Source organism: Vicinamibacterales bacterium (genome assembly GCA_041659285.1).
Taxonomy (GTDB): Bacteria; Acidobacteriota; Vicinamibacteria; order Vicinamibacterales; family UBA2999; genus 12-FULL-67-14b.
Window position 1 is genome coordinate 430432 of sequence record JBAZYO010000004.1, and the last position, 18169, is coordinate 448600.

At 66.9% G+C, this 18169-nt stretch carries 23 protein-coding genes and 1 tRNA gene; 15 read left to right on the top strand and 9 right to left on the bottom strand.

Annotation, left to right across the window (positions count from 1 at the left end; translation table 11 throughout):
* Window positions 1-13 precede the first annotated feature (13 nt).
* Together WC815_08980 and WC815_08985 are read left to right on the top strand one after the other, a co-directional pair.
* Complete coding sequence (locus WC815_08980; protein ID MFA5908896.1) at window positions 14-592, top strand: hypothetical protein; 579 nt, start codon at window positions 14-16, stop codon at window positions 590-592.
* Window positions 589-1704, top strand: a complete 1116-nt coding sequence (locus WC815_08985) for a matrixin family metalloprotease (GenBank protein ID MFA5908897.1) — start codon at window positions 589-591, stop codon at window positions 1702-1704. Before WC815_08980 ends, WC815_08985 begins: the two co-directional genes overlap by 4 nt.
* Here the strand turns inward: WC815_08985 and WC815_08990 are convergent.
* Complete coding sequence (locus WC815_08990; GenBank protein MFA5908898.1) at window positions 1661-2296, bottom strand: nucleotidyltransferase family protein; 636 nt, start codon at window positions 2294-2296, stop codon at window positions 1661-1663. The two genes, WC815_08985 and WC815_08990, sit on opposite strands and share 44 nt — an antisense overlap.
* Window positions 2297-2535: 239 nt before the next feature.
* Here WC815_08990 and WC815_08995 point away from each other — a divergent pair, with 239 nt between their 5' ends.
* Window positions 2536-2742 carry a cold shock domain-containing protein gene (locus tag WC815_08995; protein ID MFA5908899.1) on the top strand — a complete coding sequence of 69 codons (207 nt, stop codon included), beginning with the start codon at window positions 2536-2538 and terminating at the stop codon, window positions 2740-2742.
* 41 nt (window positions 2743-2783) lie between these two features.
* On the top strand, window positions 2784-3404 hold the full coding sequence (locus WC815_09000; protein ID MFA5908900.1) for a YdcF family protein: 621 nt from the start codon (window positions 2784-2786) through the stop codon (window positions 3402-3404).
* 158 nt (window positions 3405-3562) lie between these two features.
* On the opposite strand, the gene WC815_09005 is transcribed toward WC815_09000, so the two are convergent.
* The 7 genes from WC815_09005 to WC815_09035 form a co-directional block, all read right to left on the bottom strand.
* Window positions 3563-3658, bottom strand: a tRNA-Sec gene (locus tag WC815_09005).
* A gap of 8 nt (window positions 3659-3666) precedes the next feature.
* Complete coding sequence (locus WC815_09010) at window positions 3667-4356, bottom strand: HAD family hydrolase (protein MFA5908901.1); 690 nt, start codon at window positions 4354-4356, stop codon at window positions 3667-3669.
* A gap of 40 nt (window positions 4357-4396) precedes the next feature.
* Window positions 4397-5128 (bottom strand): ATP-binding cassette domain-containing protein, encoded by a 732-nt coding sequence (locus tag WC815_09015; GenBank protein ID MFA5908902.1) that lies wholly within the window; start codon window positions 5126-5128, stop codon window positions 4397-4399.
* Window positions 5110-5967, bottom strand: a complete 858-nt coding sequence (locus WC815_09020; GenBank protein MFA5908903.1) for a PHP domain-containing protein — start codon at window positions 5965-5967, stop codon at window positions 5110-5112. The genes WC815_09015 and WC815_09020 overlap by 19 nt, the downstream gene beginning before the upstream one ends.
* A complete protein-coding gene (locus WC815_09025; protein ID MFA5908904.1) occupies window positions 5964-6986 on the bottom strand; it encodes a transcriptional repressor in 1023 nt (340 codons plus the stop codon). Before WC815_09025 ends, WC815_09020 begins: the two co-directional genes overlap by 4 nt.
* 6 nt (window positions 6987-6992) lie before the next feature.
* The gene (gene erpA, locus WC815_09030) at window positions 6993-7370 is read right to left on the bottom strand and encodes an iron-sulfur cluster insertion protein ErpA (GenBank protein ID MFA5908905.1); all 378 of its coding nucleotides are present in this window, start codon (window positions 7368-7370) and stop codon (window positions 6993-6995) included.
* Window positions 7371-7424: 54 nt separating this feature from the next.
* Entirely contained in the window at window positions 7425-8954 is a 1530-nt protein-coding gene (locus WC815_09035) for a FumA C-terminus/TtdB family hydratase beta subunit (protein ID MFA5908906.1), read from the bottom strand.
* A 51-nt stretch (window positions 8955-9005) separates the two neighbouring features.
* On the opposite strand from WC815_09035, the gene WC815_09040 reads away from it, so the two are divergent.
* Both WC815_09040 and WC815_09045 read left to right on the top strand, forming a co-directional pair.
* Window positions 9006-11450, top strand: a complete 2445-nt coding sequence (locus WC815_09040) for an ABC transporter permease (GenBank protein ID MFA5908907.1) — start codon at window positions 9006-9008, stop codon at window positions 11448-11450.
* 141 nt (window positions 11451-11591) lie between these two features.
* Complete coding sequence (locus WC815_09045; protein ID MFA5908908.1) at window positions 11592-12233, top strand: class I SAM-dependent methyltransferase; 642 nt, start codon at window positions 11592-11594, stop codon at window positions 12231-12233.
* 54 nt (window positions 12234-12287) lie between these two features.
* On the opposite strand, the gene WC815_09050 is transcribed toward WC815_09045, so the two are convergent.
* Window positions 12288-12905 carry a biotin transporter BioY gene (locus WC815_09050; protein ID MFA5908909.1) on the bottom strand — a complete coding sequence of 206 codons (618 nt, stop codon included), beginning with the start codon at window positions 12903-12905 and terminating at the stop codon, window positions 12288-12290.
* A gap of 19 nt (window positions 12906-12924) precedes the next feature.
* Here WC815_09050 and thiD point away from each other — a divergent pair, with 19 nt between their 5' ends.
* The 9 genes from thiD to WC815_09095 all read left to right on the top strand — a co-directional run.
* Window positions 12925-13710 (top strand): bifunctional hydroxymethylpyrimidine kinase/phosphomethylpyrimidine kinase, encoded by a 786-nt coding sequence (gene thiD, locus WC815_09055; GenBank protein MFA5908910.1) that lies wholly within the window; start codon window positions 12925-12927, stop codon window positions 13708-13710.
* A 9-nt stretch (window positions 13711-13719) separates the two neighbouring features.
* Window positions 13720-14193 (top strand): molybdenum cofactor biosynthesis protein MoaE, encoded by a 474-nt coding sequence (locus WC815_09060; protein MFA5908911.1) that lies wholly within the window; start codon window positions 13720-13722, stop codon window positions 14191-14193.
* On the top strand, window positions 14184-14429 hold the full coding sequence (locus WC815_09065) for a MoaD/ThiS family protein (GenBank protein ID MFA5908912.1): 246 nt from the start codon (window positions 14184-14186) through the stop codon (window positions 14427-14429). Before WC815_09060 ends, WC815_09065 begins: the two co-directional genes overlap by 10 nt.
* A gap of 124 nt (window positions 14430-14553) precedes the next feature.
* Window positions 14554-15630 carry a peptide chain release factor 1 gene (gene prfA, locus WC815_09070; GenBank protein ID MFA5908913.1) on the top strand — a complete coding sequence of 359 codons (1077 nt, stop codon included), beginning with the start codon at window positions 14554-14556 and terminating at the stop codon, window positions 15628-15630.
* The gene (prmC, locus tag WC815_09075; GenBank protein MFA5908914.1) at window positions 15627-16466 is read left to right on the top strand and encodes a peptide chain release factor N(5)-glutamine methyltransferase; all 840 of its coding nucleotides are present in this window, start codon (window positions 15627-15629) and stop codon (window positions 16464-16466) included. Before prfA ends, prmC begins: the two co-directional genes overlap by 4 nt.
* Window positions 16467-16511: 45 nt before the next feature.
* Window positions 16512-16853, top strand: coding sequence for a histidine triad nucleotide-binding protein (locus WC815_09080; protein ID MFA5908915.1), 342 nt, complete (start codon window positions 16512-16514; stop codon window positions 16851-16853).
* A gap of 163 nt (window positions 16854-17016) precedes the next feature.
* Window positions 17017-17205, top strand: coding sequence for a hypothetical protein (locus WC815_09085; protein MFA5908916.1), 189 nt, complete (start codon window positions 17017-17019; stop codon window positions 17203-17205).
* 1 nt (window position 17206) lies between these two features.
* On the top strand, window positions 17207-17536 hold the full coding sequence (locus WC815_09090) for a type II toxin-antitoxin system PemK/MazF family toxin (protein MFA5908917.1): 330 nt from the start codon (window positions 17207-17209) through the stop codon (window positions 17534-17536).
* A gap of 167 nt (window positions 17537-17703) precedes the next feature.
* The coding region (locus tag WC815_09095) for an alpha/beta hydrolase (GenBank protein MFA5908918.1) at window positions 17704-18169 on the top strand (466 nt) is incomplete at its 3' end.

An 18169-nucleotide genomic window follows, 5' to 3' on the forward strand; every position in this document is an offset into this window, starting at 1 on the left:
GAGGAGGCTCCTGATGTTCCGGCGACTCTTGCCGCTCACCGTCGTCTGCACCCTGTTGGCGACCGGCATCGCGCGTTCGACCACCGTCATTCCCCCGTCCTTCGACGCGCTCGTCGCGAGCGCCGGCACCATTTTCGTCGGCGAGGCGATGAACATCCGCTCGGAGTGGGAGTCGACCTCCAACGGCCGCGCCATCATCACGATTGTCACGTTCCGCGTCGAAGAGGTGTGGAAGGGCAACGTCGGCGCCGTCACGCAGCTCGAATTCCTGGGCGGCACCATCGGCGAGATCGGCATGAAAGTGGAGGGCATGCCCACCTTCCGCCTGGGCCAGCGCGACGTGCTCTTCGTGGGCACGGAAGTCCGCGCGGTGAGCCCGCTCGTCGGGTTCATGCACGGGCGGATGCGCGTCGAACGCGACACCGTGACCGGCGTCGATCGCGTGCGCACCTACGACGGACGGGCGCTCGGCAGCGTCGCGCAAATCGGCCCGCAGCGCGCCCCCGCCTCGCTCACCTCGATTACGCCCATGCGCCTGACCGACCTGGAAGCGGCCGTCCGCTCGCGCGCCGGCGCCGCGAGGCAGCGATGACCGCCCGCCGTCGCACCCTGTGCGGCGCGGCCCTTGCGCTCGCCCTCTGCTTGACGACGATGGAGTCGCCGAAGGGGTTCTCGCTGCTCGCGAATAAGTGGCCGAACGGCACCGTCACCATGCAAATGCAGCTGGGCAGCGGCTCCGGAACCCTGATCGACGGCTCGACCAGCTGGAACCAGGTGGCCACCAACGCCCTGGCCACTTGGAACACCCACATCGACCTCGTCAAGTTCAGCGCGGTCAACGACTCCACGGCCTCGCGCGGCGACGGCACCGGGTCCAACAACGTGTTCTTCGACTCCGCGGTGTACGGCCGCGCCTTCGGCGCCGACACCCTCGCCATCGCCACGTCGTGGTACAACACCGCCACCAACAACAAGATCGAAGGCGACGTGGTGTTCAACAACACCAAGCGGTGGGATTCGTACCGCGGCAACCAGCGCTCGGGCACCTTTGACTTCTTCCGCGTCGCGTTGCACGAGTTCGGCCACGTCCTCGGCCTCGACCATCCCGATGAGAATGGCCAGAGCGTCAACGCCTTGATGAACTCGACCATCGGCAACCTCGACGCGCTGGCCGCCGATGACATCTCGGGCATTCGTTCACTCTACGGCGCCGGCGTGACCTCGAACATCAGCTTCCCCCCGCGCAACGAGCCAAATGACTTCTTCAACCAGCTCATTGCCGTGTACCGCGACGAGCTGCGCGCCGGGCAGGTCACGACCTACGTCGATCCTGAAGGCATCGTCGTGTGGCTCATCGAGTACGCGCGCTATCGCGTCGGCCTGTGCGATCACAACACCGCCACCACGCGCGTGTTCTCGGCCATCGACAACACCGGCGTCTATGGGGTGTGCGCGCTGACGCCGGCCGGGACCATCCCGTTCCCGCCGCGCAACGAGGGCCTGGACTTCATGAACGGACTGCAGGTGAAGTACCGCGACGGCCTCGGGCGCAGCGCCGGCTCATCCTTCGTCAACAACGAAGGCGCGGTGGTGTGGGTGCTCGAGTACCTGCGCTACCGCCTCAACAGCTGCAGCCACGGCGACGCCACCACCAAGGTGTTCATGCAGATCCGCGGTCAGGGGATTCAGCCGGTGTGCCGGTGACCCGCAGGACCCGTTCGTAGTCGGCCGGCGTGTCGACATCGACGTAGGCGCCCTCGTCTTTGACCGTCACGTCCAGGCGGCGCGAAGCGTGCAGCGCAAACACCGCCTTGGCGCCCACGTTCGGATCGGCGCGGCGCAGGTCGTCGAAGACCGATCGATCGAACACCACAGGATGCCCGTGGCGTTCTCCGTCCACGGGCCGCACGATCGGCGCGCGCGTCTCACGCCACGCCTGGACGATGGCCGCGACCGAATGGGGACGCACCAGCGGCACGTCCACGAGCGTGACGAGGATTGCCTCGAGTTGCGGATTGTCAACGGCCTCGAGTCCGGCCAGCAGCGACGAGAGTTGTCCCTGGGCCCAGTCGAGGTGCTCAACGACGCGCGCGCGTGGTTCAAAAGCCGGCATCGCGGCGCGGACCGCGTCGATGTGCGCGCCGGCCACCACGGTCACGTCAGGCAGGCCTGCCGCCAGCAAAGTGCGCACGACCCTGGCCACCACGGTCTCGCCGGTCGTTCCCAGGGGCAGGGCCGCCTTGGCCTGGCCCATCCGGGACGAGGCGCCGGCGGCCAGCACGACGGCTCGGATCATCTAAATTCCTCAGTAAAACAGCTGATTTGTCCGTCGAATACTCGAGCTGGATGGATTGCGTTACAAATCGAGACGAATGCTTGACTTCCCATTGTTGACCTGCCTACACTGACCGCGTTTTCCGCTTCCCCCTGCCTGTGGCCACAGTGTAATCGGCCTCATTTTTGATACCACCGGTATCGTGGGTGCGGCGGCCTGAAGGGCGTTTCTTTCAGGTCTCGGTTCATCGGAGGACAGTTATGCCGACCGGAACAATCGCACGGCTCCTTATCGACAAGGGCTTTGGATTCATTCGTGATGAGTCGGGTCTGGAGCACTTTTTCCACCGCAGTTCGGTTCGCGGGGCGGTGTTCGAACTGCTGCGCGAGGGGCAACGCGTCGAGTTCATCATCGAGGAATCCCAGAAGGGCCCTCGGGCGGGAGACGTGCGGCTCGTCGAAGGATAGGATTGAATCCGGCCCCGACTGGTGGGGCCGGAGTTCGTCAATTGAAACGCTTCCTCTCTCGTCTTGCCGCGCTCGCGGCACTGCTCCTGCTGATCGCCGCTCTGGCCGCGCCGCGCCTTGGCGCCTGGCTCGTGGTGGAAGATCCGCTGCAAACAGCCGACGCCATCTTCGTGCTCGGCGGCACCATGTTCCAACGGCCGCTCGAGGCCGTGGATTTGTACCACGAGGGCTGGGCGCCGCGCATGCTGCTGATGCGCCAGATCGCCGACGATGGCGAGATTGAGCTGCAACGACGGGGCGTCCCGTTTCAGCGTGAGATCGACGTGCAGGTCGATGTCCTCACCCGGCTTGGCGTGCCGCGGTCGGCAATCCAGATCCTCGACGAGCAGAACAGCACGAGGGACGAGGCCGACACCCTGCTCGCGGTCGTGGCCGCCAATCGCTGGTCGCGCGTGATCGTGGTCACGTCGAAGCAGCACACGCGGCGGGCGCGGCTGGTGATGAACCGGCGCCTGGCCGGCACCGGCTCGCAGGCCATCGTCCGCGCCTCGCGCTACGACAGGGCCGACGTCGATGGCTGGTGGCGCAACCGCTCAACGCTGCGCTTCACGCTCTTCGAGACGCAGAGGCTCGTCGCGTATTGGCTGCGGCTCGCGGACTGATGGCTTGAGGCTTGGGGATGGTGCCAACGAAGGCGAGCCCGCAAGGGCGAGCCGAGTGCATGAAGCGCCTGGGAGTCGAGCCGATTTAGGCGAGGCCGAAGGCCGACGCCGGTCTGACTGACGACCAGGCGCTGACGCCATTCGAGCCCTGGCGAGAATGGCGGAAGCGCCTGGGAGTCGAACCCAGCCTGCCCCACAAGGAGGCAGCGACCGATTTTGAAGACCGGGAGGGCCACCGGGCCCCGTTCACTTCCGCCCCGGATCATATCAGCAGCGCGATGACCTTCTCGGTGTCAGACAAATCCGCCAACACGATGTCGGCGCCCGCCGCTTTCAACTCTTCAATGCTGTGCCCGCCGGTGGCCACGGCGATCGAGCGCGCGCCGCCGACGCGGGCGCACTCGATATCGTGCGGCGTGTCGCCAATCACGATGATGCGGTCGAGCGCCTCGGCGGGCACGTCGTAGGTCTCGGCGCGATCGAGCGCAATCGGCACCAGCGCATTCCGGTCAGCCGAGTCGTCGCTGAAGGCGCCCCACTCGAAGAAATCCCACAATTCGAAGTGCGTCAGCTTGATCTCGGCGGCGCCGCGGTAGTTGCCCGTCAGCAAGGCAAGGTGCAGATCGGCGTGCTCGTCGAGCGCCTCGAGCAGCTCGCGCGCGCCCGGCATCAGGCCCTTGTGACCGGTGCCGGGGTGCTGGATCTCTTCCGCCAGCAGCGGCATGTAAGCGTCGCGGAACCGCGCGTGGTTGTCGGCGGTGTCGGGCAGGCCGGCGGCGTTGAGCGCGTACGACACGAGGTACGAATCGGTGCGGCCGGCGAACGACGTCCCGGCAAACGCCTCGGCCACGCCAAACGTGGTCTCGAACGCCCGGTTCATGGCGCGCAACCCGGCGCGCCCGCTGAGCAGCAGCGTACCGTCGATATCAAACAGGATCAGTGCGGGTCTCATACTCGTCTCAACAGAAGTTCAGGGGTCATCCTGTATTTTGTTATTGGCCAAACAGTCGTTTCAGGAGACCCGGCGGCCTCAATTCTCCTGTGGCCGGCACGAGTTCCAGTCGCTGCCCGCCAATCGCCCTGGCCAACTCGTCATCCGCGGTCAGCGCCAGCAGTCCCAGGCCCCGCGATCGCGCCAGCCTCGAGAGGTCGGCCCCGAACGCGGCGACCGACTCGCGCGGGATGGTGGCCGACGGGTGCTCGGCGATCAGCAGGCGCGGGCCGAGCGCCAGCGCGCGGGCCAGGTGGATCCGCATGTGCACGTCGGCGGGCAGGTTCCCCGTCGGCACGTCGAACGCGGCGTCCGGCAGCCCCACCTCGCGCGCGAGCGCGGCGACCTGCGGCCACACCGCGGGATCGATCGGGTCCACCTCGAGCGTGAACGACATCGCGATGTTCTGCAGCACCGTGAACATCTGAATCACGATGCCGCGCGAGGTGACCATGCCGACGCCGTCGAGCGACTCGAGCCAGGCGGTGCCGTCGGCGATGGCCCTGGTGTTCTGCCCGAACAGGGCGACGTCGCCGGTGTCGGGCAGGGTCGCGCCGGTGACCACGTGCACGAAGGTCTGCGCGCCCACCTCGTCGAGTCCGTGGATGGCGAGGATGTCGCCCGGCGACAGGGTGAGCGCCTTGATGCGGAGCGGCCGCAGCGCCTGGTAGTCCTTGACCAGGTCGCGCACCTCGAGCAGCGGCGCGGCGGCGCTCATGATGGTCGCGGCCATCGCGCCGCCCGATCTTCCAGGGCGGCAAACGCGTCGGCCGGCAGCGACACCACGCCCAGCGTGCCGCGGCGCGCGCGCGCGGGCGCCGCCGCCGGGTCATCGCCGTGAAAGTCCGAGCCGCCGCTCACGAGCACGCCCAGCCGCGCCGCCAGTCCCCGGTAGTCCACTTCGTCCGCCGGCGTGTGATCCGAGTGATACACCTCGATGGCATCCAGGCCATCGTCCACCAGCGGCCGGATCAGCTCGTCTCGCCCGGTCACCGCCGGATGCGCGAACGACACCAGGCCGCCGGCGGCATGAATGACCTCCACCACGGCGGCCGGACTCGGGCCCGTGCGCGGCACGTAGGCGGGCTGGCCGTTGGCAAGCCAGCGATCGAAGGCCTCCCGGACGGAAGCGACGTAACCGGCGCTGATCAGGGCCCGCGCGAGCTGCGGGCGTCCCACGGAGGATCCGGGCCGCGTCGCCGCGGCCGTCAGCAGCGCGTCCACATCCACCGGCAGGCCGAGCGCCGCCAACCGCGCGCCAATCTCACGCACGCGCGACACGCGAACGGCCCGCTGCCCTTCGAGGAACGCCGCCAGCGCCGCATTGCCGGGATCGAAAAAATACCCGAGCAGGTGGACGTCACGGGCGTCGGCGATCGAGGTGACCTCGATGCCCGGCACCAGGCGAATGCCGCGGGCCGCCGCTTCCGCGCCGACCTCGACGAGCCCGGCCACGGTGTCGTGATCGGTCACGCTCATGGTGGTGATGCCGGCCGCGGCGACGCGCGCCACGAGCTGGGCGGGCGTCAGGCGGCCGTCGGAAGCAGTGGTGTGTAAGTGAAGGTCGATCACCGGCTGGCGGCGCGCGCGCGCGTCTTCGCGCTCCCGCCTTGGCGGGGACGCTTCGGCGTGGCAAGGGGCTTCTTCACGGCGCCGCGCTGGCGCTTGACCAGCGCGCGGTACTCGCGAATCAGCATCTCGAGGTGCTCGCGCTCTTCGTCGGCGAACTCGAGGAAGATCTGCTTGCCTTCGGAGTCTTCGAAACGCTCGCCATAGCGCTTGAAGAACCGGTGCGAGCCGCGCTCGCAGCGGATGCCGATGCGCAGCGCCTCGAGGTCGTCGACGCCGTCGCGCCGCAACTGGTCGGCGCCGGCGGCGAACAGGCCGTTGGCGGCGCCCTTGAAGAACAGGAAGGTGGGCCGCGACTCGAGCTGCGGATCCTGCTTGAGCAGATCCTGGTAGCGCGCTTCGAGCGTGGCGAGGTGGTGCTTCTCTTCGGTCGCCAGCTTGTGAAAGATCTGCCGGCCGCGCGGGTCCTTCACCAGCCGGGCGCCGCGGGCGTAGAACTCCAGGCCGCTGCGCTCGGTGGCAATCGCAATGCGCAGCGCGTCGCGGGCAAACAGCAGCCCGCTGTTGGACCCTTCGTCGGCGGGGGCGCGGCCGGTGGTGCACGCCTCGCAGGTGCCGTAGATCTGCACCACGCTCTGCCGCGCCGTGAACGCCCGCGCCGCCGCGATCTCCTCGACCAGCGACTCGATGTCGGAGCTGAGGAATTCGTACGAGCGGTTGCAGGTCTTGCAGATGAGGTGAAAGTGCCGCGGATGCCGGTACGAGTGCTCGAACCGGAAGCGGCCCTCGCCGAAGTCCACCTTGCGGGCAATGCCCGCCTCTTCCATCCACTGCAGGGTGCGGTAGACGGTGGCGCGGCTGATGCGCTCGTCTTCACGCTTGATCAGCACGACCAGATCGTCAGCGCTGAGGTGTCCCTCCTGCTTGAGGAACACGTTGACGATCAGGTCGCGCTTGGTCGAGCGCTTGGTACCGGCGGGCCTGAGCCGATCGAGATCCGGAATGGCCGCCGTGGTGGCCATGACGATCTAGCCAGTGAAGGACGAACCGCAGCCGCAGGTCGACGTCGCGTTGGGGTTCTTGATGGTGAAGCCGCCGCCCGTGATGGTGTCGACGAAGTCCACTTCAGCGCCCTTGAGGTAGCTGACGCTCACCGGATCGACGAACAGGCGCACGCCGTTGGATTCAAACAGCTGGTCGCCGACGCCGCCGCCCTCTTCGATCATCAGGCCGTACTGGAAGCCCGAGCAGCCGCCGCCCTGGACGAACACGCGCAGCCCGCTCTCGAGCTTGCCTTCTTCGGCGAGCAGTTCGCGGATCTTCCCGGCCGCCGATTCGGTGACCGTGATGAGGGTCTCGATCACGACAGGCATGTCTGGGGTGATGGTGTGCGTCTCGGTGTTCATGATTAGTCCTTAGTTTAACAGGTTCTTAGACCGCTCAAAACCTCGTTTTTTGGCCTAAAAACTGGCTTCCGCCAGCTCAGCCAACTGGCGTGCCGATGCCTGTTCGAGGTCCTGGTGCAGGCTGTTGCCATGAGCGTCCATGGTCACGATGGCAGGAAACTCCCTAAACTGTAGATGCCACATCGCCTCAGGAGTTCCAAACTCCAGTAGCGACACTCCATCCACCCGTTCAATGCAGCGCGCGTAGAACTGGGCGGCGCCGCCAATCGCGTTGAGGTAGACGGCCCCGTGCTCTTTCAGGCCGGCCAACGTCTTGCCGGCCATGCCGCCCTTGCCGATCACCACCCGCACGCCGTACTTGCCGATGATGTCGGCCTGGTAGGGCTCTTCGCGAATGCTGGTCGTGGGCCCCGCCGCGGTGACCTTCCACGAACCGTCGGCCTGCTTGGCCACCACCGGGCCGCAGTGATAGATCACGCCGCCGTTGAGGTCGACCGGCGGCGCGTGGCTCGCCAGGTGATGATGCACGGCGTCGCGTCCCGTGTGGGCGGGGCCGCTGATCAGCACCACGTCGCCGACCTTGAGCGCGCGGACGGTGGCCTCGTCAATCGGCGCGCGCAACACCACTTCGCGGCCGGTGCGCTTGAACCCGGCCTGGTCCATCATCGGGATGGTCGGCACCGACGGATCGCGATAGATCCAGTCCGTGATCGCGCCGGTCGTGCCGTCGAGGGTCACGCCGAGGCGGCGGTACGCCCAGCAGTCGTAGGCGACCGACACGAAGAAGCTCGCCGGCAGGCGATTCTGCGCGCCGACCTTGCAGCCGATCAGCGAAACACGGCCGCCGAACCCCATCGCGCCGACGCCGAGCGTGTTGACCGTGCGCATGATCTCCGCTTCGAGATCGGCCAGCCGCGAATCCGGGTTGACATCGTCCAGGCTGCGGAACAGCTGCTGCTTTGCCTCGAGGTAGCCGCTGGTGCGATCGCCGCCGATGCACACGCCGATCGCGCCTGGGGCGCAGCCCTTGCCTTGCGCGTTCCACACCGCGTGCAGGATGCACTTGCGCACGCCTTCGATGGTGCGGTCGGCGCGGCCCAGGTGCGGCAGTTCAGCGGGGAGCGAATACTGCGCGTTCATGTTCTCGCAGCCGCCGCCCTTCAGCAGCAGCTTCACTTCGATGTCGTCGCGCTCCCACTGCTCGAAGTGGATCACCGGCGTGCCGGGCCCGAGGTTGTTGCCGCTGTTGTCGCCGGTCAGCGAATCGACCGAGTTGGGGCGCAGCTTGCCGCGCCTGGTGGCCTCGGCAATGGCCTCCTTGATCTGCTTCTTCATCCAGATCTGGTTCGCGCCGACCGGCGTCTTGACCTCGAAGGTCGGCATGCCGGTGTCCTGGCAAATGGCGCCTTCCACTTCGACCGCCTGGTCGATGTTCTGGCTGATGATGTTCAGCGCCTGCTTGGCGCGGGTGCCGTCCTCTTCGGTGTCGAGGGCATGCTTCATGGCCGCCCGCACGTCGGGCGGCAGGTCCGTGGAAGTCTTGATGATCAGCGCGACCACGGAGTCGAAAAAGCTGGGCAGCATATCTGTCCAGTTTAGGCGAACTTTCGGGCGTTGGCCATCGTCTCACCAAGGGTGAGACTCGCCCTGCGACGCCTGTTCAAGAGCCCGGCCTTCGCCCTGACCGCGGTCGTGACCGTGGGCGTCGCCATCGGCGCCAACGCCCTGATCTTCAGCGTGGTCAACGGCATCATCCTCAAGCCGCTGCCCTATTCCCAGCCGGCGGCCCTGGTCGGTGTGTGGCATGTGGCCCCGGGGGTCATGGCCGGGCCGCTCAACCAGTCGGCCGCGACGTATTTCATGTATCGCGACAGCGCGCAGGTGTTCCAGGACATCGGTCTCTGGACCAACGGCTCGGCGACCGTCACCGGCCGCGGTGAGCCGGAGCAGGTGCAGACCTTGAACGTGACGGATGGCACGCTCGGCGTGCTGGGCGTGCGGCCGGCCCTTGGCCGGGGTTTCACGCGCGAGGACGACCTGCCCACCGGTCCGGACGTGGTGATGCTGTCGCACCGTTACTGGCAGCGGGTGTTCAGCAGCAGCCCGTCGGCGGTTGGCCAGACGCTGATGGTGAACGGCAAGGCCAGCGAAGTGATCGGCGTGCTGCCGGAAGGCTTCCGGTTCCTGGATCAGGATCCGTCGATCTTCGTCACCTTCCAGTTCAACCGCGCCGAAATCCACGCCGCGGGGTTCAGCTACCAGGGCATCGCGCGGCTCAAGCCCGGGATCAGCATCGCGCAAGCCAATGCCGACGTCGAGCGGCTGCTGCCGACGCTGACCGAGCGGTTTCCGCTGCCGCCTGGCATGACCAAGAAAATGTTCGACGAGGCACGCTTAGGCAGCCTGGTGCGGCCGCTGGCGGTCGACGTCGTCGGTGACATCGGTACCATGCTCTGGCTGATGCTCGGCACGGTGGCGCTCGTGCTGGTCGTCGCCTGCGCCAACGTCGCCAACCTGTTCCTGGTCCGCGCCGAGGGCCGCCAGCAGGAGCTCGCGGTGCGGCTCGCGCTCGGCGGTTCGAGCGGCCGCATCGCATGGGAGTTGCTCTCTGAATCACTGCTGGTCGCGCTGGTCGGCGGCGTGGCCGGCATCGCGCTCGCCTACGGCGGCATCCAGTTGCTGGTGTTCCTGGAACCTGCCCAGTTGCCGCGGCTCAACGAGATCACGCTGGATCCGATCGTGCTGATGTTCACGCTGGCCCTGTCGCTAGTGGCCGGCCTGCTGTTCGGCGCCATCCCGGTGCTCAAGTACGCGCGCCCGCAGCTGGCGGCGGCGCTGAAGGACAGTTCGCGCGGGTCCAGCGAGGGCCGCGAACGTCATCGCGCGCGCAACACGTTCGTCGTGGCGCAGGTGGCACTCGCCGCCATCCTGCTGGTGGCGTCCGGACTGATGGTCCGCACCTTCCTCGCCATTCGCGAGGTGCCGCCGGGATTCACGCAGCCGGAACAGGTCCTGACGATGCGGATCTCGATTCCCGAGGCGGTGGTCGAAGACGCCGGCCAGGTCGCGCGACTGCACGAGCAGATCGTGCACAACATCGAGGCGGTGCCGGGCGTGACCGCAGTCGGCACGACCTCGTCGCTGCCGCTCGACGGGAACAACAACAACGACCCGATCTGGGTCGAGGACTTCCCCGCTCCCGAGGGCCAGATCCCGACGCTGCGACGCCACAAGCACGTCGGCGAGGGCTATTTCGGCGCGATGGGGAATCACGTCGTCGCCGGCCGGGATCTCACCTGGCGCGATGCCCACACGATGGCGCCGGTCGCGCTCGTCAGCGACAATCTGGCGCGCGAGTACTGGAAGGATCCAGCCCGCGCCGTCGGCCGGCGCATCCGCCGCTCGCCGCAGACGCCGTGGGTTGAAATCGTCGGCGTCGTCGGCGACGATCGCCAGGACGGCGCCACGCAGCCTTCGCCGACCACGGTTTATTGGCCGATCCTGGCGGGCGGCTTCGATGGCCAGCCCTCCATCCAGCGATCGCTCGCGTACGCTATTCGCTCGTCGCGCCTGCAGTCGCCCGGCTTCCTGCCCGAAGTGCAGCGGGCGGTGTGGAGCGTGAATCCGAACCTGCCGCTCGCGCGCGTGCGCACCCTGGCGGAAATGTACGAGCGTTCGATGGCGCAGACCTCGTTCGTGCTCGTGATCCTGGGGATTGCCGCCTCGGTCACGCTGCTGCTCGGCATCGTCGGCATCTACGGCGTGATCGCCTACATCGTGTCGCAGCGGCGGCGTGAGATCGGCATCCGCATGGCGCTCGGCGCGCACCGCGGCACGGTGCAGCGGATGTTCATCGGCCGCGGCGTGTTGCTCGCCGCCATCGGCCTGGTCGTCGGCCTGGTGTCGGCGTCGCTGCTGATGCGCCTGCTGAGTTCGCTGCTGTTCGGCGTGAGCCCGTTCGACCCGCTCACCTACGCCGCGGTGGTCTCATCACTCGCCCTCGTGGCGCTGGTCGCCACCTGGCTGCCCGCACGCCAGGCGACGCGGGTGGACCCGATGTCCGCGCTCCGCGCGGATTGAGGGATGATTGAGGGATGATTGGGGTCAGGTCAAGAAAATCACAGTTTCGGATGATTGGGGACGGAGTATGACCTGTTCCTAATCATCCCTTAGTGTGATTTTCTTGACCTGACCCCAATCATCCATCTGTAACATGGCGGTGTGAAGCCGCTTCTGGCGTTCGCAGTGCTGCTGATCGCGTCCACCTCGGCGTGGTCGCAGAGCCAGAGCCACGGCCGGCTCTTCCCGCCCTCAGACCTCGGCCTGCTCGAAGCCCCTGACCGCGATCTCTGGCAGCGGCCCGATCAGATCATGGACGCCATGGGCATTGCCGACGCCTCGGTCGTCGCCGACATCGGCGCCGGCAGCGGCTGGTTCACCATCCGCCTCGCGCGGCGGGTCGGCCCACAGGGGTTGGTCTATGCCGAAGACGTACAGCCCGAGATGATCAACGCCATCACGCGGCGCGTGCTAAAAGAGGGCCTGACCAACGTGCGGGCAGTGCGCGGGCAGAACAACGACCCTCGCCTGCCGGCGGGTTCACTGGATGCCATTCTCGTGGTGGACGCGTATCACGAGATCGAAGACCGCGTCACGATGCTCGCGAACCTGGCGCGCGCGCTCAAGCCGCAGGGGCGTATCGGCGTGGTGGACTTCAAGCTCGATGGCACCGGCCCGGGGCCGTCCATTGAAGAACGGGTGAGCCCCGACGTCGTGGTGAAAGACGCGGCGAAGGCAGGGCTCCGGCTGGTTCACCAGGAGCCCTTTCTGCAGTATCAGTATTTCCTGATTTTCGGGAAGTAGCGCGGAGGGGTCAGACCCCTCGGCACTTCCCACTCGGGGTCAGACCCCATTTGGTCAGACGGCGCGGTGCGAGAGGAACTTCCAGGCGCTCGGCAGCACCAGGCCCGCGGCCACAATCTTGACCACGTCCACCAGCACGAACGGATAGAAGCCGGTGGCCAGGGCCGCGCTCATGCCGACGCCGTTCGCCAGCCACAGCACGCCGCCCGCGAAGATTACCGACAGGCCCACGGCCATGGCGGCAATCGACGAGAGGTAGCGGCGGTCCAGGCCGCGCTCGGCGAGCAGGCCGGTCACGAACGCCGCCAGCGGATACACCATCAGGAAGCCGCCGGTGGGGCCCAACAGCCTGGCAACACCTTGCGGCAGTTCGGGTGAGAACGCAAACACCGGCAGGCCGGCCAGCCCAAGCGTGAGATAAAGGATCTGGCTGAGGGCGCCCAGACGGGACCCGAGAGCCGCCGCGCCGATGAGCACGACCATCGGCTGGATCGTGAACGGCACGGGCGTGAACGGCAGCGGAAAGCTCAGCTGCGCCGCCGACGCCGTGAGCACCGCCACGAAGACGACCGACAGCGCTTGTACGCCGGTCCACACGTTGGCGGAGCCCGCGCGCATGCTGACCTGATCGAGAATCGTGGATGCGTGCGAGACGATGGGGCGTGATGTCATGACACGGAATTCTACTGGTATGCCTGCCGCGCTGACAATCGCGGGATCCGACTCAGGGGCTGGCGCCGGCATTCAGGCCGACCTCAAGACCTTTGCGGCACACGGCGTCTACGGCACGTGCGCGATTACGGCCCTGACGGCCCAAAACACCCTGGGCGTGACCGGCATCCACGTCGTGCCAGACGACTTCGTCACCGCCCAAATCGAGGCGGTGGCCGGCGACTTCGGCTGCCAGGCGGTGAAAACCGGCATGCTCGCCACCTCGCAAATCGTCGAGGCGGTGGCCGCGGCGGTCGAATCGTTCGACCTGCCGAACCTCGTGGTTGACCCGGTGATGGTCGCCAAGAGCGGCGACCACCTGCTCGACGACGAGGCGGTGCACGCCCTCCGCTGGACCCTCCTCCGCCTGGCGCGGGTGGTCACTCCGAACATCCCCGAGGCCGAGGTGCTGGCCAAGATGGAGGTGCGCACCGTGGACGACATGCGCGAGGCGGCCCGCCGCATCGCCACGTTCAAGCCGGGCGCGGTGGTGATCAAGGGCGGGCACCTCGCGGGACCCCAGGTGATCGACCTGCTCTTCGAGAACGGCGAATTCCACGAGTTCGTGGGCCCTCGCATCGAGGGCCGCAACACTCACGGCACCGGCTGCACCTTTGCCGCCGCCATCGCCGCGCACCTGGCCCTGGGCGGGGAGCTGAAGGACGCGGTGCGGGAGGCCAAGGCCTACGTGGCGGGCGCGATGAGTCCGGGGATTCCCCTGGGCCGCGGTCACCGGCCGCTCGACCATTTCTGGAAGCTATACTGAATGGCTGTCATGGCCGCGCCCACCGCAATCACGACGACGCCGCTCGATGCTGACGCCCTCGTGCGCGCGCTCGACGTCACCGGCATCGGCGCCGTGACGACGTTCATCGGGCTGGTTCGCGACCACAACCTGGGACGGCGCGTGCTGCACCTCGAGTACGAGGCCTACGAGCCGCTGGCGTTGCGCGGCCTGGACCTGATCGTGCAGGAAGCGGCGGAGCGATGGCCGTCGGCGCGGCTGGCCATCCACCACCGGATCGGGCGCCTGGAGATTGGCGAGGCCAGCGTGGCCATTGCCGCTGCCTCGCCGCACCGGGCCGACGCGTTTTCGGCGTCGCGGTATGCGATCGAGCGCATCAAGCAGATCGTGCCGATCTGGAAGCACGAGTACTTCGAGGGTGGCGACGTGTGGATTGAGGGCGCCACCGCCGACCCCGACAACGCGGAGGCGCGCGCGCGGGCGCTGAAGATCGCATGCGCGTGACCATCCGGCTGTTCGCGCGCTTGCGGGACATTGCCGGCGCCGGCGAGTTGTCGCGGGAAGCGCACCCCGGCGCCACGGTCGGCGCGGTGTGGGCGGCGCTGGTCACGGAGTATCCGGAACTGTCGCCGTATGAAAAGTCGATTTCGTGCGCGGTCAACGCCGACTATTCGCGCTTTGCCGCCACGGTGGCAGACGGCGACGAGATCGCGTTCCTGCCACCAGTCTCTGGCGGGTAGATTTGCGGCCGCCCATAAAGGGGGGCCCTACGAGAAATGCCCGTGTAGGGCACCCCTGTTAGGGGTGCCGGCGACCTCTGTAGGGCACTCCTTTTAGGGGTGCCGGCGACAAGGAGCAGTTGTTTTGTTCGAGAAGCTCGAAACCGTCGAAGGCAAGTACGAGGAGCTGATGGCGTCGCTCGGCACCACCGCGGTGCAAAGCGACCCCAACGAGTTCCGCAAGCAATCGAAAGCGCTGGCGGAGATCGAGGAGCTGGTCCAGAGTTACCGCGAGTACAGGGCGGTGACGCAGGAGATTGCCAATACCGAAGAGATGATCAAGGGCGGCGATCCCGAGATGCGCGATCTCGCCCTTGAGGAGCTCAACGACCTCAACAGCCGGAAGGAACGCCTCTCCGACCAGATCAAGATCCTGCTCGTGCCCAAGGATCCCAATGACGACCGCAACGTCATGGTGGAAATCCGCGCCGGCACCGGCGGCGAGGAGGCCGCGCTGTTTGCGGGCGAGCTGTATCGCGCCTACACCCGCTACGCGGAGCGGCAGCGCTGGAAGATCGAGCTGATGTCGCTCAGCGAGGCCGACAAGGGCGGCGTCAAGGACGTGGTCGTCAGCATCGAGGGCAAGGGCGCCTACAGCAAGCTGAAGTACGAAAGCGGCGTGCACCGTGTGCAGCGCGTGCCGGCCACCGAGGCCAGCGGCCGCATCCACACCTCGGCGGCGACCGTCGCGGTGCTGCCGGAAGCCGACGAAGTGGACATCCAGATCCACGAGAAGGATTTGCGCATCGACACCTTCTGCTCGAGCGGCCCCGGCGGCCAGAGCGTGAACACCACCTACTCCGCCGTGCGCATCACCCACATTCCCACTGGCACGGTCGTGTCGCAGCAGGACGAGAAGTCGCAGGTCAAGAACCGCGCCAAGGCGATGAAAGTCCTGCGCAACCGCCTCTACGAGGCGGAGATGCAGAAGCAGCACGACGCGATTGCCAAGGACCGCAAGAGCCAGGTCGGAACCGGCGATCGTTCCGAGAAGGTCCGCACCTACAACTTCCCGCAGAGCCGCGTCACCGATCACCGCATCAACTACACGACCCACCAGTTGCAGGGCGTGATGGACGGCAACCTGGACGAGCTGATCGACGCGCTCTCGACCTACTACACCGCCGAGAAGCTCCGCGAAGTGACGCAGAGCGGTCAGTGACCCTCCGCCAGCACCTCATCGCGGCCAAGGCCCGCCTGGTCGCCGCCGGCATCGAGCCGTCCGAGGCCGCGCGCGACGTGCTGCTGCTGGCCCGGCATGTGCTCGGCTGGGACCGCGCGACGCTCCACGCGCGAGACACCGATCCGCCTCCGGCTGGATTTGACGCCGTCTACGACGCCGCCATCGAGCGGCGGACGCATCGCGAACCGATCGCCTACATCACCGGCGTCCAGGAGTTCTGGAACCGCGACTTCGTGGTGTCGCCGGCGGTGCTCATCCCACGCCCGGAAACCGAGCTGATCATCGAGGAAGCGCTGTCGACCGTGTTCGGCCGCGCCGCCGACATCGGCACCGGCAGCGGCTGCCTGGCGGTCACGCTCGCCGCTGAAGTTCCGCGCGCGCGCATCGTCGCCACCGACATCTCGGCGCCGGCACTCGACGTGGCGCGGGCGAACGCACAGCGGCACGGCGTCGCCGAGCGCGTGGAGTTCCGGGAGACACGCTACCTCGATGGCGTCGACGGCCCGTTCGATCTGATCGTCTCGAACCCGCCGTACGTGACGGACGACGAGCACGCGGCGCTCGCGCCGGAGGTGCACGATTTCGAACCGCGGTCGGCCCTCGCCGCGGGCCCCGACGGGCTGAATGACATTCGCGAAGTGCTGTCCGCGGCGGCCAGCGCCCTGCGTTCGGGCGGCGTGCTGCTGATGGAGATCGGCCACCGCCAGGCAGACGCCGTCCAGGCCCTGGTCGCATCGACACCGTCGCTGGCGCTGGTTCGCATCAGTCCAGATCTGCAAGGCATCCCCCGCATCGTCGTCGCGCAACGCCTTTAGCACCGGCACTTGTGGCACCTCGGGCACCCGAGGCACCATAGCTTCATGAGTTGCCTGTTCTGCAAGATCATCGCCGGCGAGATCCCGGCGTCGAAGGTCTACGAAGACGATGAGCTGATCGCCTTCAACGACATCAACCCGCAAGCGCCCATGCACGTGCTGGTCGTGCCCAAGCGCCACGTGGCGACGCTCAACGATCTGTCAGCCACCGACGACGGGCTGGTCGGGGCGATGGTGCGGAGGGCGGCGGCGATTGCCAAAGACAGGGGGGTTGACGGGCCCGGCTATCGCACCGTGTTCAACTGCAACGCGCAGGCGGGCCAGACGGTGTTCCATCTCCACCTGCACGTGCTCGGCGGCAGGACCATGACCTGGCCTCCAGGCTAGCAGCAGAATTCGCCACCGCTTGGCCCGGGCGGCCCGGCAGATTCTGCATTCTTGAGTAGAATCATCGGCGCAGCGGCCGCCGCGGGTGAGCCGCAATGCGTTAGCCCTTCGGAAAGCGGAACCGAAACTTGACCAACGGAATAGGTACTGCCACTCTTCACCTATGACGCAAGCAGCCAAACGCGCGATCGACACCATCGAGGCGCTCGCACCCGCTGAGCGGCAAGAAGTGCTGGCCGAATTGTTGCGGAGGGCGGCCCAGTCGGATCATGACCTCCCGACAGACGACGATCTCATCGGGTTGGCCGACCAGGTCTTTCTCGACCTCGAAGGACACGAAGCCGGTCAGTGACATGGCGGCGCGGGGCGAGGTATGGCTCGTCGATTTGGGCATGACCTCGAAGGTGCGGCCCGCACTGGTGATCAGCGTGCCACCAACCGATGCAGACCGCGCCTTAGTTACCCTGGTGCCGCATACCACGAGTGTTCGCCAGTCCGGATTCGAGGCCGCGATCCCCGTCGGGTTTCTCAAGGCGGGCGCCTTCGACGCGCAGGGGTTGGTCACGGTACCGCCGGTGCGGCTATTGCGAAGACTCGGCAAGTTGTCGGATGCACAACTGTTGCAGGTTGAAAGATCCGTATGCGCGTGGCTGGGTCTCAAGCCCACACCGTCCGAGGGCTAACAACGGTCTGGAGCCGACGGCGTTCAACTCTTGGCCAGTTGGCGCAGCGCTGATCCGCCGCGGCTCAGACCGAACGTTAGGCCGTCAATCAGACTGGAGATCGGAATTGAACGAGCAGCCGTTCTAACTGCGGGTGCCGGCGGCGAATTCGACTCACAAGGGAGGAAATGAAGCGTACTGGCCTCATCGTGACGGCATTGCTTATTCTGTACGTCTCCCCCCGCCTGCCGGCCCAATCGGGCGCCGAGCCACGCGAGGACCGTTCACGCCACCGCGAGGGCTTTGTGACCTCTGAGCGGGTACGACTGCACTACCTCGACTGGGGTGGGGTGGGGCCAAACCTCGTGTTCTTGACGGGATTCGGGAGCACGGCTCATGACTTCGATAAACTAGCCGACCATTTCGCATCACGCTTCCGCGTAGTTGCGATCACGCGTCGCGGCCGTTCACCATCAGACGAACCAGCCGGTGGCTACGACCTGGCACACCTCACTGCAGATGTGAAAGCTGTCATGGATGGACTCTCGGTCGACCGGGTTCACCTCGTGGGCCACTCGATGGCGGGCACCGAGATGATGCAGTTCGCACGGTTGTATCCAGAGCGTGTGTTGGCGATGGTGTTCATCGATGCTG

Coding starts and splice junctions, on each gene's coding strand:
- thiD (MFA5908910.1), top strand. CDS start 12,925: ATGCCTGCCGCGCTGACAATCGCGGGATCCGACTCAGGGGCTGGCGCC.
- WC815_09050 (MFA5908909.1), bottom strand. CDS start 12,905: ATGACATCACGCCCCATCGTCTCGCACGCATCCACGATTCTCGATCAG.
- erpA (MFA5908905.1), bottom strand. CDS start 7,370: ATGAACACCGAGACGCACACCATCACCCCAGACATGCCTGTCGTGATC.
- WC815_08995 (MFA5908899.1), top strand. CDS start 2,536: ATGCCGACCGGAACAATCGCACGGCTCCTTATCGACAAGGGCTTTGGA.
- WC815_09085 (MFA5908916.1), top strand. CDS start 17,017: ATGACGCAAGCAGCCAAACGCGCGATCGACACCATCGAGGCGCTCGCA.
- WC815_09035 (MFA5908906.1), bottom strand. CDS start 8,954: ATGCTGCCCAGCTTTTTCGACTCCGTGGTCGCGCTGATCATCAAGACT.
- WC815_08980 (MFA5908896.1), top strand. CDS start 14: ATGTTCCGGCGACTCTTGCCGCTCACCGTCGTCTGCACCCTGTTGGCG.
- WC815_09080 (MFA5908915.1), top strand. CDS start 16,512: ATGAGTTGCCTGTTCTGCAAGATCATCGCCGGCGAGATCCCGGCGTCG.
- WC815_08990 (MFA5908898.1), bottom strand. CDS start 2,296: ATGATCCGAGCCGTCGTGCTGGCCGCCGGCGCCTCGTCCCGGATGGGC.
- WC815_09090 (MFA5908917.1), top strand. CDS start 17,207: ATGGCGGCGCGGGGCGAGGTATGGCTCGTCGATTTGGGCATGACCTCG.
- WC815_09010 (MFA5908901.1), bottom strand. CDS start 4,356: ATGAGACCCGCACTGATCCTGTTTGATATCGACGGTACGCTGCTGCTC.
- WC815_09025 (MFA5908904.1), bottom strand. CDS start 6,986: ATGGCCACCACGGCGGCCATTCCGGATCTCGATCGGCTCAGGCCCGCC.
- WC815_08985 (MFA5908897.1), top strand. CDS start 589: ATGACCGCCCGCCGTCGCACCCTGTGCGGCGCGGCCCTTGCGCTCGCC.
- WC815_09015 (MFA5908902.1), bottom strand. CDS start 5,128: ATGGCCGCGACCATCATGAGCGCCGCCGCGCCGCTGCTCGAGGTGCGC.
- WC815_09060 (MFA5908911.1), top strand. CDS start 13,720: ATGGCCGCGCCCACCGCAATCACGACGACGCCGCTCGATGCTGACGCC.
- WC815_09065 (MFA5908912.1), top strand. CDS start 14,184: ATGCGCGTGACCATCCGGCTGTTCGCGCGCTTGCGGGACATTGCCGGC.